This is a genomic window from Rhizobium sp. F40D2 (assembly GCF_051810745.2).
In the GTDB taxonomy this organism is placed as follows: domain Bacteria; phylum Pseudomonadota; class Alphaproteobacteria; order Rhizobiales; family Rhizobiaceae; genus Rhizobium.
Map to the genome: position 1 here is coordinate 484975 of NZ_JBPWQX020000004.1, position 16273 is coordinate 501247.

Annotated in this window: 14 protein-coding genes; all 14 read left to right on the forward strand. The window is 60.6% G+C overall.

Features of this window, described 5'->3' with window-relative positions; genetic code table 11:
* The first annotated feature begins 144 nt into the window (after positions 1-144).
* Positions 145-1089, forward strand: a complete 945-nt coding sequence (locus tag ACS4RS_RS30970) for an ABC transporter permease subunit (RefSeq protein ID WP_439012055.1) — start codon at positions 145-147, stop codon at positions 1087-1089.
* Positions 1086-1904, forward strand: a complete 819-nt coding sequence (locus ACS4RS_RS30975) for an ABC transporter permease subunit (RefSeq protein ID WP_439012056.1) — start codon at positions 1086-1088, stop codon at positions 1902-1904. The genes ACS4RS_RS30970 and ACS4RS_RS30975 overlap by 4 nt, the downstream gene beginning before the upstream one ends.
* A complete protein-coding gene (locus ACS4RS_RS30980) occupies positions 1901-3529 on the forward strand; it encodes a dipeptide ABC transporter ATP-binding protein (RefSeq protein WP_439012057.1) in 1629 nt (542 codons plus the stop codon). Before ACS4RS_RS30975 ends, ACS4RS_RS30980 begins: the two co-directional genes overlap by 4 nt.
* Position 3530: 1 nt before the next feature.
* Positions 3531-4394: a serine hydrolase gene (locus ACS4RS_RS30985; protein ID WP_439012058.1), complete on the forward strand. Its 864-nt coding sequence runs from the start codon at positions 3531-3533 to the stop codon at positions 4392-4394.
* Positions 4395-4418: 24 nt separating this feature from the next.
* Positions 4419-5963, forward strand: a complete 1545-nt coding sequence (locus tag ACS4RS_RS30990; protein WP_449314098.1) for an ABC transporter substrate-binding protein — start codon at positions 4419-4421, stop codon at positions 5961-5963.
* Positions 5964-6097: 134 nt separating this feature from the next.
* Positions 6098-7546 carry a M20 family metallopeptidase gene (locus ACS4RS_RS30995; RefSeq protein WP_439012060.1) on the forward strand — a complete coding sequence of 483 codons (1449 nt, stop codon included), beginning with the start codon at positions 6098-6100 and terminating at the stop codon, positions 7544-7546.
* Positions 7547-7687: 141 nt separating this feature from the next.
* Positions 7688-8821 (forward strand): transporter substrate-binding protein, encoded by a 1134-nt coding sequence (locus ACS4RS_RS31000; RefSeq protein WP_439012061.1) that lies wholly within the window; start codon positions 7688-7690, stop codon positions 8819-8821.
* A gap of 1 nt (position 8822) precedes the next feature.
* Complete coding sequence (locus ACS4RS_RS31005; protein WP_003594778.1) at positions 8823-9440, forward strand: ANTAR domain-containing response regulator; 618 nt, start codon at positions 8823-8825, stop codon at positions 9438-9440.
* Between the two features lie 200 nt (positions 9441-9640).
* On the forward strand, positions 9641-10486 hold the full coding sequence (locus ACS4RS_RS31010; protein WP_439012062.1) for a nitrilase family protein: 846 nt from the start codon (positions 9641-9643) through the stop codon (positions 10484-10486).
* Positions 10487-10516: 30 nt separating this feature from the next.
* Positions 10517-11665 carry a substrate-binding protein gene (locus ACS4RS_RS31015; RefSeq protein WP_439012063.1) on the forward strand — a complete coding sequence of 383 codons (1149 nt, stop codon included), beginning with the start codon at positions 10517-10519 and terminating at the stop codon, positions 11663-11665.
* A gap of 51 nt (positions 11666-11716) precedes the next feature.
* The gene (locus ACS4RS_RS31020) at positions 11717-12550 is read left to right on the forward strand and encodes an ABC transporter permease subunit (RefSeq protein ID WP_439012064.1); all 834 of its coding nucleotides are present in this window, start codon (positions 11717-11719) and stop codon (positions 12548-12550) included.
* On the forward strand, positions 12537-14300 hold the full coding sequence (locus ACS4RS_RS31025; RefSeq protein WP_439012065.1) for an ABC transporter permease subunit: 1764 nt from the start codon (positions 12537-12539) through the stop codon (positions 14298-14300). The genes ACS4RS_RS31020 and ACS4RS_RS31025 overlap by 14 nt, the downstream gene beginning before the upstream one ends.
* Positions 14293-15000, forward strand: a complete 708-nt coding sequence (locus ACS4RS_RS31030; RefSeq protein ID WP_439012066.1) for an ATP-binding cassette domain-containing protein — start codon at positions 14293-14295, stop codon at positions 14998-15000. The genes ACS4RS_RS31025 and ACS4RS_RS31030 overlap by 8 nt, the downstream gene beginning before the upstream one ends.
* Before the next feature lie 10 nt (positions 15001-15010).
* The gene (locus ACS4RS_RS31035) at positions 15011-16192 is read left to right on the forward strand and encodes an amidase family protein (RefSeq protein ID WP_439012068.1); all 1182 of its coding nucleotides are present in this window, start codon (positions 15011-15013) and stop codon (positions 16190-16192) included.
* The last annotated feature ends 81 nt before the right edge of the window (positions 16193-16273 follow it).

Genomic DNA, 16273 nt, shown 5'->3' on the forward strand with positions numbered 1-16273 from the left:
CAGCCGTTTGGGTTGCGGTCGCATTCCGCATAGACTTATGACAGAATTGCATAATATTGCGGATATTTCTTCATTCGATCATAGTCTGCAGCAACGAAACCGATGGCGCCGGACACTCACCGTCGCCCATCGCGGGGAACAAAAATGCTGAAATTCGTTCTGAACCGCCTGCTGATGGCATTGCCGACGATCGTCCTCGTTTCGGTGACTGTCTTCACCCTGATCCGCTTCATACCCGGCGATCCGGCGGCGCTGATGCTGGGTGATATGGCAGAGCCCGATCAGATCGCGGCGATGCGCTCGGAACTCGGCCTCGACAAATCGCTGCCGGAACAGTTCCTGATCTGGACCGCCAATGTCGTCCAGGGTGACTTTGGCCGCTCGATCGTCAACGGCGAGGCGGTTCTGCCGCTCGTCGCATCACGTTTCCTGGTCAGCGCCGAAATCGTCGTCATCGCCGTCCTGCTGGCGAGCCTCATCGCCGTGCCGGCCGGCGTCATCGCCGCGTGGCGGCAAAACAGTCTGACGGACCTGGCGCTGGTCGGCACGGCGACGATCCTGCTGTCGATCCCGACTTTCTGGCTCGGACTGCTGCTGTTGCTTTTCTTCGGCTTGAAACTAGGCTGGCTACCGGTCCTCGGCTATGTCTCGATCGGCAGCAACATTACCGGCGGCCTGCTCTACCTCGTGCTGCCGATCATGACCCTAGTCATTCATGAAATGGGTGTTTTGATCCGCATGGCGCGCGCCTCGACGCTGGAAGTGCTGCGTCTCGACTATATTACCCACGCGCGGGCCAAGGGCCTTTCCGAAAGCGCCGTCCTCTGGCGGCACGCCTTCAAGAACGCCTTCGGCCCCACCTGGACGGTCATCGGTCTGATCCTCGGCAATCTGCTTGGCGGCATTGCCGTCATCGAGACGGTCTTCACCATTCCGGGGCTGGGGCGCCTGATGGTCGACAGCATTTTTGCTCGCGATTACCCGGTTATCCAGGGTTGCCTGCTGTTCGTCTCCCTTTCCTATGTGCTGGTCAATTTGGTCGTCGACCTGCTCTATCCCTTGTTCGATCCGCGGGTGGTCGCCGAATGAAAAACCTCACGTTCAACGGCTTCATCGGCAGCATTCTGATTGCCGCATTGCTCATCGCCGCTGCGATCGGGCTATTCTGGACCCCCTATGATCCGATGAAGCTCGGCTTCACGGAACGGCTGGCGGCACCAAGCAGCGCCCACTGGCTCGGAACCGACGAATTCGGCCGTGACGTGCTCAGCCGGCTGATCGTCGGCGCCCGGGCGAGCGTCTGGATCGGCACCTTGACGGTCACATTCGCGACGGTCTGCGGCACGCTGATCGGTCTCGTCAGCGGCTACGCCCGCGGCTGGATCGACGCGGTCATCATGGCCGTCAACAATGCGCTTCTCGCCTTTCCGGGCATCCTGCTGGCGCTGGGATTGCTCGCCGTCTTTGGCGCCAACCAATATGGCATCATCTTCGCGCTGGGCATTGCCTATTCTCCGTCGATGGCCCGCGTTGTCCGGGGTGCCGTCCTGTCGCTGCGCGAGCGAGAGTTCATCGAGGCTTCAAAGGTGATGGGCAATGGCACGCTCTACACCATGTTCCGCCATATCCTCCCCAATTGCATTGCCCCGATCACCGTGCTTGCGACCTCGATGTTCGGCTGGGCGATCCTTTCGGAAAGCGCGCTCAGCTTTCTCGGTCTCGGCGTTCCGCCACCGGCACCGACCTGGGGCAACATGCTGGCTGCCGGGCGACCCTTCATCGAGCAGGCTGTTTGGCTGGGTCTGTTCCCGGGCCTGGCGATCGCCCTGACGCTCCTCGGCATCAATCTTCTGGGCGACGCTCTTCGGGACAAGCTTGATCCGCGAATGAGGGGACTGAAATGACCAATGAAACGCTTTTGAATGTCCGTAACCTGTCGCTTCAGGTCGCCGGGACCGGTGTGCAGGTCGTCAAGGACGTCAGCTTCAATATCGCGCCGGGCGAAATCTTCGGCATCGTCGGAGAAAGCGGATCGGGCAAGACGCTAGCAACACGCGCCCTGATCTCACTGCTGCCGGCACCCATCAAGGTGATCGGCGGCGCCGTTGCCTACAAGGGACGCGACGTGCTTTCCATGAACGGCGCGCAATTGCGCCAGTTGCGGGGTGCGGAAATCGGTGTTGTCTTCCAGGAACCGATGACCTCGCTCAATCCCTCGATGACGGTCGGCCGGCAACTCGAAGAAGGGTTACAGCTGCATACGAGATTTTCGCAGCAAGAGCGGCGCAGCCGGATCCTCGACATGCTGAACCGGGTCGGTATCCGCGATCCCGCCGGGGCGCTCACGTCCTACCCGCATGAATTCTCGGGCGGTATGCGCCAACGCATCATGCTGGCATCCGTCATGCTGCTGAAACCGGCACTGTTGATCGCCGACGAGCCGACGACGGCGCTCGATGCCGTGATCCAGCGCGATGTCATGGAATTGATGGTGGAACTGACGCAGGCGGAAGGCACCGCCGTGCTGCTGATCAGTCATGACCTGCCGATGGTTGCCCGTTACACCAATCGCATCGTCGTCATGGAAAAGGGCGTGATTGTCGAAGAAGGACGCACCGCCGATCTGCTCGACGCACCGCAGCGTGCCTATACGAAGAAACTGCTTTCCTCCCTGCCGTTCCGTGGGCAGACGCGAACGATCGACAAGACCAAGGCGCCGATGGTTTCGGCGCGCGATATCGTCGTCGATTATGCGGGCCGGCGGTCGCTGATGAAGAAGGCTACGCCGAAGCGGGCACTGCATGGCGTCAGCATCGATATCCACGAGGGCGAAGTCGTTGCGCTTGTGGGTGGTTCGGGTTCCGGCAAAACCACGCTCGGCCGCACCATTGCCGGACTGGTCCGGGAGAGCGAAGGTGATATCCGGTTCAAGGGACGCAGCCGCGACGACGACTGGATGGACTATCGGCTGAATTGCCAGATGGTTTTTCAGGATCCTTATTCCTCGCTCGATCCGCGCATGACCATCGCAGCACTCGTGGATGAAGCGCTGCGGCTCGTGCCCGATCTCGACGCCATGGCTAAGCGCAAGCGCGCCCTGGAGACGCTGGAGGAAGTCGGCCTTGGGTCCGACTATGCCGGGCGCTACCCGCATGAGCTTTCGGGCGGCCAGCGTCAGCGCGTGGCGATTGCCCGGGCCATTGCGCGCCGGCCGAAATTCCTGATCGCCGACGAACCGGTATCGGCGCTTGACGTGACGGTCAGGACGCAGGTGCTCGAACTGCTGTCTGATCTGCAAAAACGCTACGGCTTTTCCTGCCTGTTCATCAGCCATGATCTCGGCGTGGTCGAACAGGTGGCCGATCGCGTCGTCGTCATGCAAGACGGCCGGATCATCGAGCAGGGCGACCGCGATACGGTTTTCGACAGCCCGAAGGAGGCCTATACGCAAAGGCTTCTCTCGGCCATTCCCGCTCTGGACCACAATGCTCAGGGCGGCGTGATCCTCAAATGGCGCCTGGAGAACTGACATGACGACGATGATTGAATCCGGAAAGCTCGCGGAGCGATTGAACGCGATCTGCGATGCCCAGCCGTTCGTGACGCGCTTCATGGTGCGCGCGCTTGCCAGCGGCGAAACGATCGGCAGGGGCGCCCACGAGGAAACCCCTTCTGCCAGCACCCGAAAGACCTCGATCATGATGGCAGCCTTGAAGGCCGCGCATGAAGGCCGCCTGGATCTGGACGAACCGATCACCTACGAAAAGCGCTTCGCCGAGGAAGTGGCGAGCGGGATGTTCCGCTATCTCAGCCCCGGTATCGTCATATCGCTACGCGATGCCATCACCGGCATGATGGTGCTGAGCGACAATGTCTGCACCAAGATGGTCTTCGAAAGGCTGACGCTTGAAGAGGTCGACGATTATTGCAAGTCGATCGGCATGTCCGGCACGAACCATCGCTTCCTCATCCCTCCTTTGGCGCTGTCACCCGATCATTCATTGAAAGCCGTCACCACGACGACGGCGAAGGATCAGGTCTATCTGCTGCAGACCATCCTGGATGCGCAGAATTCGCCGGAAGCGGCCGACCGGCTCGGCTGCTCGCAGGCGCTGTGCGCCTACGCGCTTCAAACCCTGAAGAACCAGATCCTGCGCTATGCCATTCCTTCCCGGCTGCCGTTCGGTGTGCTCGTCGCCCACAAGGGCGGCACGGGAAAGCGCGGCCGGATGAATGCCGGTATCGTCTATCGCGACGGTTCCCCCTTCTACATCATCGCCGCCTATACCGACGACGTGCCGCAGGAAATGCCGGACGGCACTCCGGGCTATACGGTCGCGCTTGAAACCATCGGCAGGCTTTCGCGCGCCTGCTGGGATGAATTGCAATCCTGACGATCCATAAAAGAGGGTAGAACAATGCATAGAATTCTTCTTGCGGGGGCCATGTTGATGGCGATGACCGGCCTGGTCGACGCCCGCGACATCGTCGTGGCTCAAAGTTCCGATTTGCGCAGCAGCAATCCAGGCGTCAATCGCGACGGCAATACCGATGGCGTCATCCTGCATATCGTCGAAGGGCTCGTCGGCTATGCCAACAACGGCGAGGTCAAGCCGCTGCTGGCAAAGAGCTTCGACGTCTCGGCCGATGGGCTGACCTATAGCTTCAAACTGCGCGACGGCGTCAGATTCCACAACGGCAAGACATTGACCGCCGATGACGTCGTGTGGAACTGGAACCGTTATCTCAAGCCCGAAACGAAATGGACCTGCCTTGCTGATTTCGACGGTAGCGGCAATGTGCATGTTACCGGCGTCAAGGCAGTCGATGCCTCCACAGTCACCATCACGCTGGAAAAGCCATCCGCGGTTTTCCTTGGTCTGATGTCGCGCCCCGAATGCGGTTACACCGGGATCATCTCCCCGGAATCGGTCGGCGCGGACGGAAGCTTCATCAAGCCGATCGGCACCGGTCCGTTCGAATGGGATGAATGGAAGAAGGGCGAGTATATCCATCTCGCCAAGTTCGACGATTATGTCTCGCCGGAGAATGACGGCAAGCCCGACGGCATGGTCGGCTCCAAACGCCCTCTCGTCGATGGCATCAAATTCATGGTCATTCCCGATGCTTCGACCGTCAAGGCCGGCCTTCAGTCCGGCGTGCTCGACACCGCGGAGATTTCGCCGGATCTCATTCCCGAATTCAAGACGAGCGATACGATGCAACTGATCGTGGCGCGCAACAACGGCAAAAACCTCTTCTACATCCAGACGCGGGATCCAGTTCTCAGCAAGCCGGGCGTTCGTCGCGCCATGGCGATGGCTCTCGATCTCGACCAGCTCGTCGAGGCTGCCTCCAATGGCTCCGGCGCAGCCAATGGTTCGATGGTTTCGCAAGACTCGCTCTATTTCGACGAAGTCCAGAAGACGCGTCTGCCCTACGACATCGACGCCGCGAAGAAAGAGCTGGCGGCGGCCGGCTATAAGGGCGAGCCGATTACCATCATCGCCAACAAGCGCAGCAACGTGCCAAGCTTTCCGGCCGCGGTGATGGCGCAGGCCATGATGCAGCAGGCAGGTCTCAATGTGCAGATCGAGGTGCTCGACTATGCGACGCAGGTCGACCGCCGCCGGTCCGGCAACTACCAGGTCATCTCGCAATCGGTCGCGCCGCGGCTCGATCCGGCGCTGATGTACGGCTTCTATGTCGGCAACAAGGACAAGAACGCCTCTTTGATGTGGGATGATCCGAAGGCCGTCGCGTTGATGAAGGCCGCCTATGCCGAGTCCGACCAGACGAAGCGTCAGGCGATCTTTGACGAGTTTCACACGCTGATGCTCAAGGAAATGCCCGGCATCTTCCTCTATGACATGGTCGATGTCTGGGGCGCGACCAAGAAGCTCAAGGGTCAACCCGTCTGGCAGTCGAATGCCCGTCTTTGGGAAGTTTCGCTCGACAATTGAGCCTGAACTGCCGCGCCCGGCGGGTCGGGCGCCGCCATCCCGCTTCGACAAACAACAGGAGATCCGGCGGGCAGTCCCGCCGGGTCCGGCGCAACACATTCATGTGGCGGCAGGACAGACAGCGAGGAAATGCCATGAATCTTGACGCGATCAGCTCCATTGCCGCGACGATCGAAAAGATGAAGCCGGATTATATCACGCTCAGCGACAGTATCTGGGATTTCGCGGAGCTGAAGTTCGAGGAGCGGCGCTCGTCGCAATTGCTGGCAAGGACACTCGAGGAAAACGGCTTTGCCGTGCGCCGCGGCGTGGCAAGCATGGAAACGGCCTTCATCGGCGAAGCCGGCAGCGGCAAGCCGGTGATCGCTTTCCTCGGCGAATTCGATGCCCTGGCCGGAATGAGCCAGACCGCCGACGTCGCCGAGCCTTGTCCCGAGGCGGCGGGAGCGACCGGCCACGGCTGCGGCCATAATCTGCTGGGCGTTGGATCGCTGATGGCGGCGGTGGCGCTGGCTCGTCACCTCAAGGAGAACAACCTGCCCGGGACGGTGCGCTACTACGGCTGTCCGGGAGAGGAGGGCGGCTCCGGCAAGACCTTCTTGGTTCGGGCCGGCGCATTCGATGACGTCGATGCCGCCCTGACCTGGCACCCGGCTCCGTTCAACGGTGTTCGTTCGACGAACAATCTGGCCGTTCTCGAATATTACTATCGCTTCAGGGGTGTCGCGGCACATGCTGCCAACAGCGCCCATCTCGGCCGTTCGGCGCTCGATGCGGTCGAACTGATGAATGTCGGCGTCAATTTCCTGCGTGAACACATGCCGCAGGATTGCCGCGTGCACTACGCGATCACCGACACCGGCGGCAGGGCTGCCAATGTCGTGCAGGCCAGCGCCGAGGTTCTCTATCTGATCAGGGCGCCCGACATGCCGCAGGCGCTCGAGCTTGCCGGGCGCGTCGAGAAAGTGGCGCGCGGTGCCGCCATGATGACTGAAACAGAGGTCGAGATCGTGTTCGACACCGCCTCGACGAACCTTCTTCCCAACATCACGCTTGAAACGGCAATGCACGAGAACATGGTCGCGCTCGGGCCGATCGCCTTCGACGAGGCCGACATCGCCTTCGCCCGGAAAATCCAGGATACCTTCACCAAGGAAGCGATCAGGAGCAGTATCCGCCTCTATCAAATCAAGAGCGATGTGTTTTCCAATGCCAGGATCGATGGCTCGACGCCCTTGCACACCGGCCTGCGCGATTTCGAAGGACGATCGCATTTCCGGGCAGGATCGACCGATGTCGGCGACGTCAGCTGGGTGACGCCGACCGCGCAATGCTGGACGCCAGCCTGGGCGATCGGCACCAATCCCCATACCTGGCAGGTCGTCGCGCAGGGAAAAAGCCCGGCCGCGCACAAAGCCATGGCGCATGCGGCCAAGACGCTTGCGACCACGGGGCTCGCATTGATGACGTCATCCGACCTCCTTGCGGCCGCGAAGGCCGAGTGGCGGGAAAAGACCAACGGCAAAGCCTATGTTTGCCCGATACCCGACGATGTGATGCCCGCAACAGTGCGCAGCCGGTGACTCGCGTTTTCGTCTCCTGTGACAGCAACCTGCATCCCGCTTGCAGCACCCCATGAAAAAGCACTAAGGATAAGGGAGTCGAAAGTGCGGAACTGAGGCATTCACCGCTTTTGAACCTCCAACATTTTGGAAAAGGCAAAGATGACAAGCTCCGAATGGCGGGTGGGAGTGCTGTTTTCCAGAAGCGGAATTAGCGAAATTACGGAAACCGAGCACTTTCTTGGCACCGCACTTGCGATCGAGGAAGTCAATGCGGCGGGTGGCGTGCTTGGCAAGCCCATCGTTCCGATCGCCTATGATCCGGGCGGGGACCAGACCGCCTATCGCAATCTGGCGCGGCGGTTGCTCGCAGACGACGACGTCAACATCATCTTCGGCGCTTCGATGTCGGCCAGCCGAAAGGCCGTGCTGCCGATTGTCGAGCGGCACAACGGACTGCTGTTTTATCCGTCGATGTATGAAGGTTTCGAGTATTCGGAGAATGTCGTCTATACCGGCGCCACTCTCAATCAGAACACTTTCGCGCTCGCAGAATATCTGCTGCGCAACCATGGACGCCGCATTCTCTTCGTCGGCGCGGATTATATTTATCCGCGAGAATCCAATCGGGTCATGCGGGATGTGCTGGAGGCAAAGGGCGGTGAAGTCGTCAGCGAACGATATCTGCCTCTTCATGCCGACGAGCAAACGCTGCGTTCGGTTATTTCCGATATCGTCCGTCTTGAGCCTGATGCCATCTTCTCGACGATCGTCGGCCGGCCGGCGCAGCGGTTTTACCGCATGTATGCCGAGGCGGGAATCGATCGCAAGCGGGTTCCGATTGCCAGCCTGACCATGGCCGAGAGCGAGATCCGCGAGATCGGTGCTGACGCTTGCACCGGCCATATTCTTTCGGCGACCTATTTTCAGACAGTCGAAAACGAGGCGAATGAGCGCTTCGTGGCGGCGTTCAAAGCCCGCTTCGGCCAAGACTTCACCACGAGCGTGTGGTCGCAGCCGGCCTATGCGCAGGTTCACCTTTTCGCCCGCGCGCTTGCCCGGGCCGGCTCGCTCGAGACCCATCGCATTTCCGAGGAAATTCTCCTGGAGGATTTTTCTGCTCCGGAAGGGCGCATCAATTTCGACGCCGATACCCGGCATCTCTGGCTGCATCCCCGCATCGGCGTGGCGCGCGCCGACGGGCTTTTCGACATTGCCTGGCAGGCGCCTGGCCCGATCCGGCCGGACCCGTACCTGACCGCTTCGCGGTTCGAAGACGTTTGGTTGGAGGCCTGAGATGGCGGGACCAAGCCGGATCGTTCAGGATTTGCGGCGCGCACGCGTTCTGGTTGTCCATCCGCGCGACGAGGACGGCAACCTGCTAATCGCCCACCTCAAGCGCCTTGGCTGCGAGGTTCGCGCGACCTGGCCGCTCCCGCCTGCTTTGCCGCCCGACATCGACACTGTCTTCCTGCATGTCGAGGATGTCCAGCTCGAGCATGCGCTCGAGATCATCGACCTTCAGCAGACGGCGGTTATCGCCATACTGACATATGAGAGCCCGACGGCACTCCAGGCGATTATCGATCTCAACGCCCACGGCGTTATCAGCAAACCGCTGCGGCCGCTCGGGATCCTGACGCAATTTGCGCTTGCACGCTATCGGCAAAGCTACGAAAAACGGCTCGCCGGCAAGGTGCAAAAACTCGAGGAAACGTTGAAAAGCCGCCGACTGGTCGAAAAAGCCGTTTCGGCGCTCCGGGTCATGAATGGCCTCGATGAAGAGGCGGCTTATAAGCTCTTGCGCGATCAGGCGACGTCGAAGCGCGTTCCGATGGCGACGATCGCCGAATCGATCATTGCTGCGCAAGACACGATGAAAAGCCTTGGACTGTCGATCGGCGCAAAAACTTAAATTTAAGCCCTGAGTTGTAGTCATGTAGGTCTTGAAAATATCCAATAGAGCGGCTTGACGGTCGTATTCTTTCGTGCCAGCTTAAAGATAACGAGCAGGTTTGCTCAGCGGCAGGGCTGCCGCATTCACATCATGGCTATGTAGCCTCTGGTTCACGGATTGAATTCCGTGCCAGAGGTTTTTTGCGTTTGGAGACGAGATTGAGCATCAAGACCTCAACCGCACGGACAGTAACCGTGGCAACCGTCCAGTTCGAACCGATCGTCGGCGATCGCGCCCATAACCTCGCGGCCATCGAGCGGCTGGCGAGGGCAGCGAAGGCCAAGGGCGCAGAGATCGTCGTTCTGCCGGAATTGGCCGACAGCGGCTATAGCTTCCGTGACGGCGACGAGGTTGCCGCATTGGCCGGCCCGGTGCCCGGCGGCCTGAGTGCTGAGACGCTCTGCCACCTTGCCAGAGAGCTTGGCCTTTATATCGTCAGCGGTGTTGCCGAGCAGGATGGGGACCGGTTTTATAACAGCGCTCTTCTTTGCGGTCCCGACGGATACATCGGCAAATACCGCAAGCTCCATCTGTGGAACAACGAAAACCGTCTTTTCCGAAAAGGTGATATCGGGCTGCCGGTATTTGACCTGCCGTTCGGCCGTATCGGCATCGCCATCTGCTACGACGGATGGTTTCCGGAAACATTCCGCGAGTTGGCGCTGGCCGGCGCAGAACTGGTCTGCGTGCCCACCAATTGGGTGCCGATGGCCGGCGCAGAAAGTGTTCCGGAGCCGATGGCCAACATCCTGCACAAGGCAGCCGCGCACACCAATGGCCTTTACATCGCCTGCGCCGACCGGATCGGCGTCGAGCGCGGCCAATCCTTCATCGGCCGTAGCCTTATCGTCGGCCCGCAAGGCTGGCCCATCTCCGGTCCGGCCAGTGCCGATCGCGAGGAAATCCTGCTTGCACAAATCGATCTGTCGAGCGTCACAGAGACCCGCACGCTCAACAGCTTCAATCATCTGCTCGGCGACCGCCGAGCCGATGTCTACGGGTAATCTCGACCCAACTCAAGAAAGGGGAACAAAATGCAAATGAAAACCATCATCCTGACACTGGCATCAGCGGCATTCGCCACCGCAGCTTTTGCCGAGGATCCAATCAAGATCGGCGTGCCGGTGGGGCTGTCAGGCGCAAACAGCGTGGTCGCGCCGTCGGTCGTCCAGGCTGCCGAACTCGCCGTTGAAGAAATCAATGCCAAAGGCGGCGTGCTCGGGCGGCCATTGGCGCTTGAGATCGCCGACGATGCATCCGGGGCGGCCGGCGCGCAAAAAGCCTTCGATTCCCTGGTTTTCCAGAAGGAGGTGAATGTCGTCATCTCCATGGAAACGAGTGCTGCGCGCAATGCCGGACTGCCGATCATTTCCAAGGGTGACGTGCCGTATATCTACACGTCTTTCTACGAAGGCAAATCCTGCAACGCCAAGCTTTTCGTCAATGCCTGGGTGCCTGAACAGCAGGTGCCGCCTGTCGTCGACAATTTCATCGGCAAACAGGGCGCCAAGAAGTTCTTCCTGATCGGGTCGGATTATTCTTTCGGGCGCGGCATGCTGACCTTTGCCAAAGCCTATATCAACAAAGCCGGCGCGCAGGTCGTTGGCGAGGAATATCTGCCGATGGACGGCAGCGACTGGACGGCCATCATCTCCAAGGTCCGCTCCTCCGGCGCCGACGCCATCATCACCTCGACGGCCGGCGGCGCACCGAACGTGACCCTGACCAAGCAGCTGCGCTCGTCCGGCGTCACCCTGCCTTACGGCAATCTGGCGGTCGACGAAGGCACCGCCAAGAGCATGGGCGCGGATGCCAAGGACATCTTCCTCTCCGCTTCCTACGTCACCGGCATCGACAGCCCCGAGAACAAGGCCTTTCTCTCGGCCATGGAAAAGAAGTTCGGCAAGGAACTGCGCACGCCGAACGATCTTTCGGTGCCGCAATATGAGGCGATCTACCTGTATAAAGCGGCCGTCGAGAAGGCCGGCAGCACCGATACGGCGGACGTGCTCAAAGCTCTTCCCGACGTCTCCTTCACCGGTCCGCGCGGCAAGATCTCGATGAACAAGCAGCACCATGCGCCGCTGACGATGTATCTTGGCCAGGTAAAGGACGACGGCAGCGTTGCGGTCGTCGATAGCTTCAAAGACGTCGATCCTGGCGATCAGTGCCCGAATCTCTGAAACCAGCGGGGCGGGGCAGGGTGCCCCGCCTCCAGCATCGGAGTTCTAGAAATGACTCTCTTTCTCGATATCGTCAGCACCGCGGCCATTCTCTTCATCGTTGCCGCCGGGCTGCTTGCGATCTTCGGCGTGCTGAAGATCATCAATTTCGCGCATGGCGCATGGCTGACCATCGGGGCTTACTGCGCTGTCGTCGTCAGCGGGTTCGGCCTCAATCCATGGCTTGCCATCCCCTTCGCGTTTCTGGTCGGAGCGATCCTCGGCGGTGTTGCGGAACGGCTCATCGTGCGGCCTCTCTATCGCCGCCCGCTCGACGCCATTCTTGCAACCTGGGGCCTTGGCATCGTCATCGGCCAGCTGATCACGCTCTGGTTTGGCCGCGACGTGCAGTTCACGCCGGCGCTGCTGCCCGGCACTTTCGATCTCTTTGGGACCGGCTACTCGGCCTACCGCCTTTTCGCCATTGCCGCGGCTATCGGTCTGGGTCTCGGCTTCACCTTGCTGCTCGATGGGACAAGGCTTGGTCTTTCCGCCCGGGCAGTCATCATGAATGAAACACTGGCGCGCGGGCTTGGTATCGACACCGAGAAGGTGCGGCTCGCGACCTTCATGATCGGCACCGGCCTTGCCGCCCTGGCAGGCGTGCTGCTCGCGCCGCTGACCAGCGTCGATCCCAATATGGGCGTCGCCTGGTTGACGGGCGCCTTCATGCTGGTGATGGTCGCGGGCTCTTCGTTTGCCGCACTTGCCGGCGCCTGCCTCATCTTCGGGGCCGCGCAGGTGCTCGTCAGCACTTTCTTCAGCCCAATCCTCGGCGGCATCACCGTGGCCGTCCTCTGCGCAATCACACTGCGCATACGCCCGAAAGGATTTGCCCGTGCGTGACAGACAAAAACTCCGGCTTGTCCTTCTTCTGGCGCTGGCGCTTGCAGCCCTCCTGCTGATCGTCTTCGGACCGATGTTTCTCGGCCGCTTCAGCCTCAACGTCCTGACGCGTTCGATGATTTACGCCATGCTGGCGATCACCGTCGACTTGCTCTGGGGCTATACGGGGGTTCTCACCTTCGGGCAGGCGGCATTCTTTGGCGTCGGCGCCTATGCTACAGCCATGGTTCTCACCCATATCGGCGCAAGCCCGGCGCTTTTCGTCGTCGCGCTTGTCGCCGCCGTGCTCGTTCCGCTCGTGCTTGGCCTCGCCGTCGGCTGGCTGTCGTTCTATCACGGATCGACACCGCTCTATGCCACCGTGATCTCGCTCGTGGTGCCGATCGTCGTCACACAGCTCGTCTTTTCGGGCGGCACCTGGACCGGTTCCTCGAGCGGCCTTGTCGGTTACGACACTCTGCCGCTCGGGCTTCCCGGCTACTTCCGCCTGTCGGGCGCCTGCCTGCTGGCATTGGCCATTGTTGCGATCGTCTTTGTCCGATCGGACGCCGGCCGTCTGCTTGTGGCAATCCGCGACAATGAAGCCCGCGTCGCCTATCTGGGCATGAATCCGGCCCGGTTGAAGATCGTCCTGACGGGCGTTCTTGCCGGCGTGTGCGGCCTTGCGGGCTTCCTTTATGCCAATGCATCCGGTGTCGTCGCCCCAGAGAATACCGGCTTCGTCTTCGGAACCGAACTCGTGGTCTGGACGGCGCTTGGTGGCCGGGGAACGATCATCGGGCCCATGTTCGGCGCAATCGGCATCGATTATCTGAGTGCCAGCCTGTCGGGCGATCTGCCCTTCCTCTGGCAACTGATCGTCGGTGCGCTCTTCGTCGTCATGATCATCCTTTTGCCGGGCGGCCTCGCCTCCCTGGTGACGCGTTTCCTCAAGACCGCAAACTCCAACAGCACTCTCAAGTCCTTGCCGACGCGCATCGTCGCCAGGAATGGTCCGGCGGCAGGCAAAAGCCTTCTGTCGATCCGCGGTCTCGGCAAGTCCTATGGCAGCCTCTCCGTCCTCAAGGGCATCGACCTGGAAATCGGCGCCGGAGAACTCGTCAGCCTGGTCGGCCCGAACGGCGCCGGCAAGACCACGCTGATGCGTTGTCTGTCGGACGGCACCGAGAAGGTCGAAGGTCAAGTAGATGTCATCGGCACCAATATCGCCGGTCGTGCACCGGAACGGATCGTCGCCCTCGGCGTCGGCCGGAAATTCCAGGTCGCCAGCATCTTCGACAGCATGACGATCGGCGAATGCCTGAAGATGGCACGGCTCAGCCGCGAAACACCCAACCCAATCCGATCATCCGCCGAGATCATACTGCCGCCAGCTGCAGCCGAGATCCTGACGCTCACCGGCATGGCTGAGATGCTGGACAAACCGGTCGTGCTGCTGTCGCACGGTCAAAGGCAGGCTCTCGAACTGGCAATGGTCGTCGCTCTGGAACCACGCATCATTCTGCTCGACGAACCGACGGCGGGTCTTACCAAGACCGAGCGCATGACCATCGGCACTATCCTCAAGAAACTGACGGACGAGATGGGTTTTGCCGCCATCCTGGTCGAACACGATCTGGATTTCGTGCGTGAGATATCGAGCCGCATCGTGGTTCTCCACCAGGGTAAGCTGGTTCTCGACGGCACGGTGAATGACGTGGTCAATTCCGAAACGGTTCGCACCATCTACGCAGGAGGCGCTCATGGCTGACGCGTTCAAACTCGAGCTCAGCACAGTGTCGAGCGGATATGGCGCGGTCGATGTCGTCAATGGCGTGTCGCTCGCCATCCGGCCCGGCGAGATCTTCACGCTCATGGGCAAAAACGGCATGGGCAAAACGACGCTGCTGAAGACCATCCTCGGCTTCCTGCGTGTCGGCAAAGGCAGGATCGAGGTCGACGGCGCCCCTATCACCGACAGGAAGCCGGCGGAGCTGATCGCTTCCGGAATCGGCTATGCGCCCCAGGAATTGCCGTTGTTTCAGGATCTTTCCATCCGCGACAATCTGCGCCTGGCGCTGAAAGGCGACCGGGACCTGGCATCCGCCTTGGAGAGGGTCTACGGCTATTTCCCGTTCCTGAAGGACAGGCTGATGCAAAAGGCCGGCACTCTTTCGGGCGGTGAGCAGAAAATGCTGATCCTGGCCCGGGCGCTGATGCTGCGGCCAAAGCTGCTGCTGATCGACGAAATCTCCGAAGGCCTGCAGCCCTCCGTCGTCCAGAACATCGCCAAGGCTTTGAGGGACGACCGTGAGCAACGCGGCACGACCATCCTGCTGGTTGAACAGAACCTGGATTTCGCCCTTTCGGTGGCGGACCGCTGGGCCATTCTCAAACTTGGAGCGATCGAAGACGAAAGCACCAATGGTCCGGACAGCCGCAGCCGTGTCCTGCAGCATCTTAAGATCTAGGGAGCGGTGGGTGCAGGACTGGTGGAATGCATTCATGCCCTATCCCGACGTCGATGTCGGCCATGCGTCCACCGGACCACTTTCGGGACTTCGCCTGGCGGTAAAGGACCTTTTCGACGTTGCCGGCTATCCAACCTCGGCCGGCAATGCCGCGGTGCTCGCCGCCTCGGGCATCAAGACAGCGACGGCGCCTTTGGTCCAGGCGCTTCTGGATGCCGGCGCCTTTTTTGCCGGCAAAACCAATACGGACGAACTCGCCTATTCCCTCATCGGCGGCAACGTTCATTTCGGCATGCCGAGAAACCCGCGCGATCCTGACCTTATTCCCGGTGGATCGTCGTCCGGTTCGGCCGTCGCGGTTGCCGCCGGCCTTGCGGACCTCGGGCTTGGAACGGACACGTCCGGCTCCATCCGGCTGCCCGCCGCCATCAACGGCCTCATCGGCTGGCGGCCGACACATGGAAGCCTCGACAACAGGGCACTGCGTCCGCTGGCGCCAAGCTTCGATGTACCGGGTTTCATGACGAGCAGCCTGGAACCCATGGCCGCGGTGATGAGCGCCGTCGGCATGCCCGCGACAAATGATCGACCAATATCCATTCTCATTCCCGAAGATATCTTCGAAACCATCGACGGCGTGATCGCCGATGAGATGATCGCCAGCCTTCGATCGTCGGCCATGCCCATCCGCAAGATCAATTCTATCGCCTCGTTCAGTCTCGCGGATCTTGCTGTGGCATTCACCACTATCCTCCAAAAGGAAGCCTGGGAAAGCAACAAAACGCTCTTTGAGCAGAGTCCTGACGCCATTGCTCCCGATATCGCCGCGCGTCTTCGCGCAGGATCTCGCCTTGACGATGAGGCGATGCGCGAGGCGGATAGAATCGCCGCGCTCTTTTCCCGGGAGGTCAACCGGTTGCTCTGCGAAAATATGGTCGTCGCTCTTCCGACCCTGGCTATGAACCCGCCGAGGCGCTATGCCGGGCCGGATAGCTTCGCCGCATTTCGTTCGGCCTGCATCAAGCTTCTGTGTCTCTCGGGCCTGAGCGGCTGCCCGCAACTGGCTTTTCCAATCGTCAGTCGCGCGGGGAACGTTTCTCTTTCCTTGGTCGGCGCACGGAGCGCCGACAGGATGCTTGTGAATGTGGCCAGGCGACTAAGCACCTGCTTAAAAGAGCAAATGCCATTCTAAAAGTGAACACGAACTTATAGTATTTGAATTTCGGACATTGCGCCGTCGGTTCGATTCCGTCCAAGGCGACAGGAATGAACG

Excerpts from the sequence above, each read along its gene's own strand:
- ACS4RS_RS31020 (WP_439012064.1), top strand. The coding sequence starts at position 11,717 with ATGACTCTCTTTCTCGATATCGTCAGCACCGCGGCCATTCTCTTCATC.
- ACS4RS_RS30995 (WP_439012060.1), top strand. The coding sequence starts at position 6,098 with ATGAATCTTGACGCGATCAGCTCCATTGCCGCGACGATCGAAAAGATG.
- ACS4RS_RS31015 (WP_439012063.1), top strand. The coding sequence starts at position 10,517 with ATGCAAATGAAAACCATCATCCTGACACTGGCATCAGCGGCATTCGCC.
- ACS4RS_RS30990 (WP_449314098.1), top strand. The coding sequence starts at position 4,419 with ATGCATAGAATTCTTCTTGCGGGGGCCATGTTGATGGCGATGACCGGC.
- ACS4RS_RS30985 (WP_439012058.1), top strand. The coding sequence starts at position 3,531 with ATGACGACGATGATTGAATCCGGAAAGCTCGCGGAGCGATTGAACGCG.
- ACS4RS_RS31030 (WP_439012066.1), top strand. The coding sequence starts at position 14,293 with ATGGCTGACGCGTTCAAACTCGAGCTCAGCACAGTGTCGAGCGGATAT.
- ACS4RS_RS30975 (WP_439012056.1), top strand. The coding sequence starts at position 1,086 with ATGAAAAACCTCACGTTCAACGGCTTCATCGGCAGCATTCTGATTGCC.
- ACS4RS_RS31005 (WP_003594778.1), top strand. The coding sequence starts at position 8,823 with ATGGCGGGACCAAGCCGGATCGTTCAGGATTTGCGGCGCGCACGCGTT.
- ACS4RS_RS30980 (WP_439012057.1), top strand. The coding sequence starts at position 1,901 with ATGACCAATGAAACGCTTTTGAATGTCCGTAACCTGTCGCTTCAGGTC.
- ACS4RS_RS31000 (WP_439012061.1), top strand. The coding sequence starts at position 7,688 with ATGACAAGCTCCGAATGGCGGGTGGGAGTGCTGTTTTCCAGAAGCGGA.
- ACS4RS_RS30970 (WP_439012055.1), top strand. The coding sequence starts at position 145 with ATGCTGAAATTCGTTCTGAACCGCCTGCTGATGGCATTGCCGACGATC.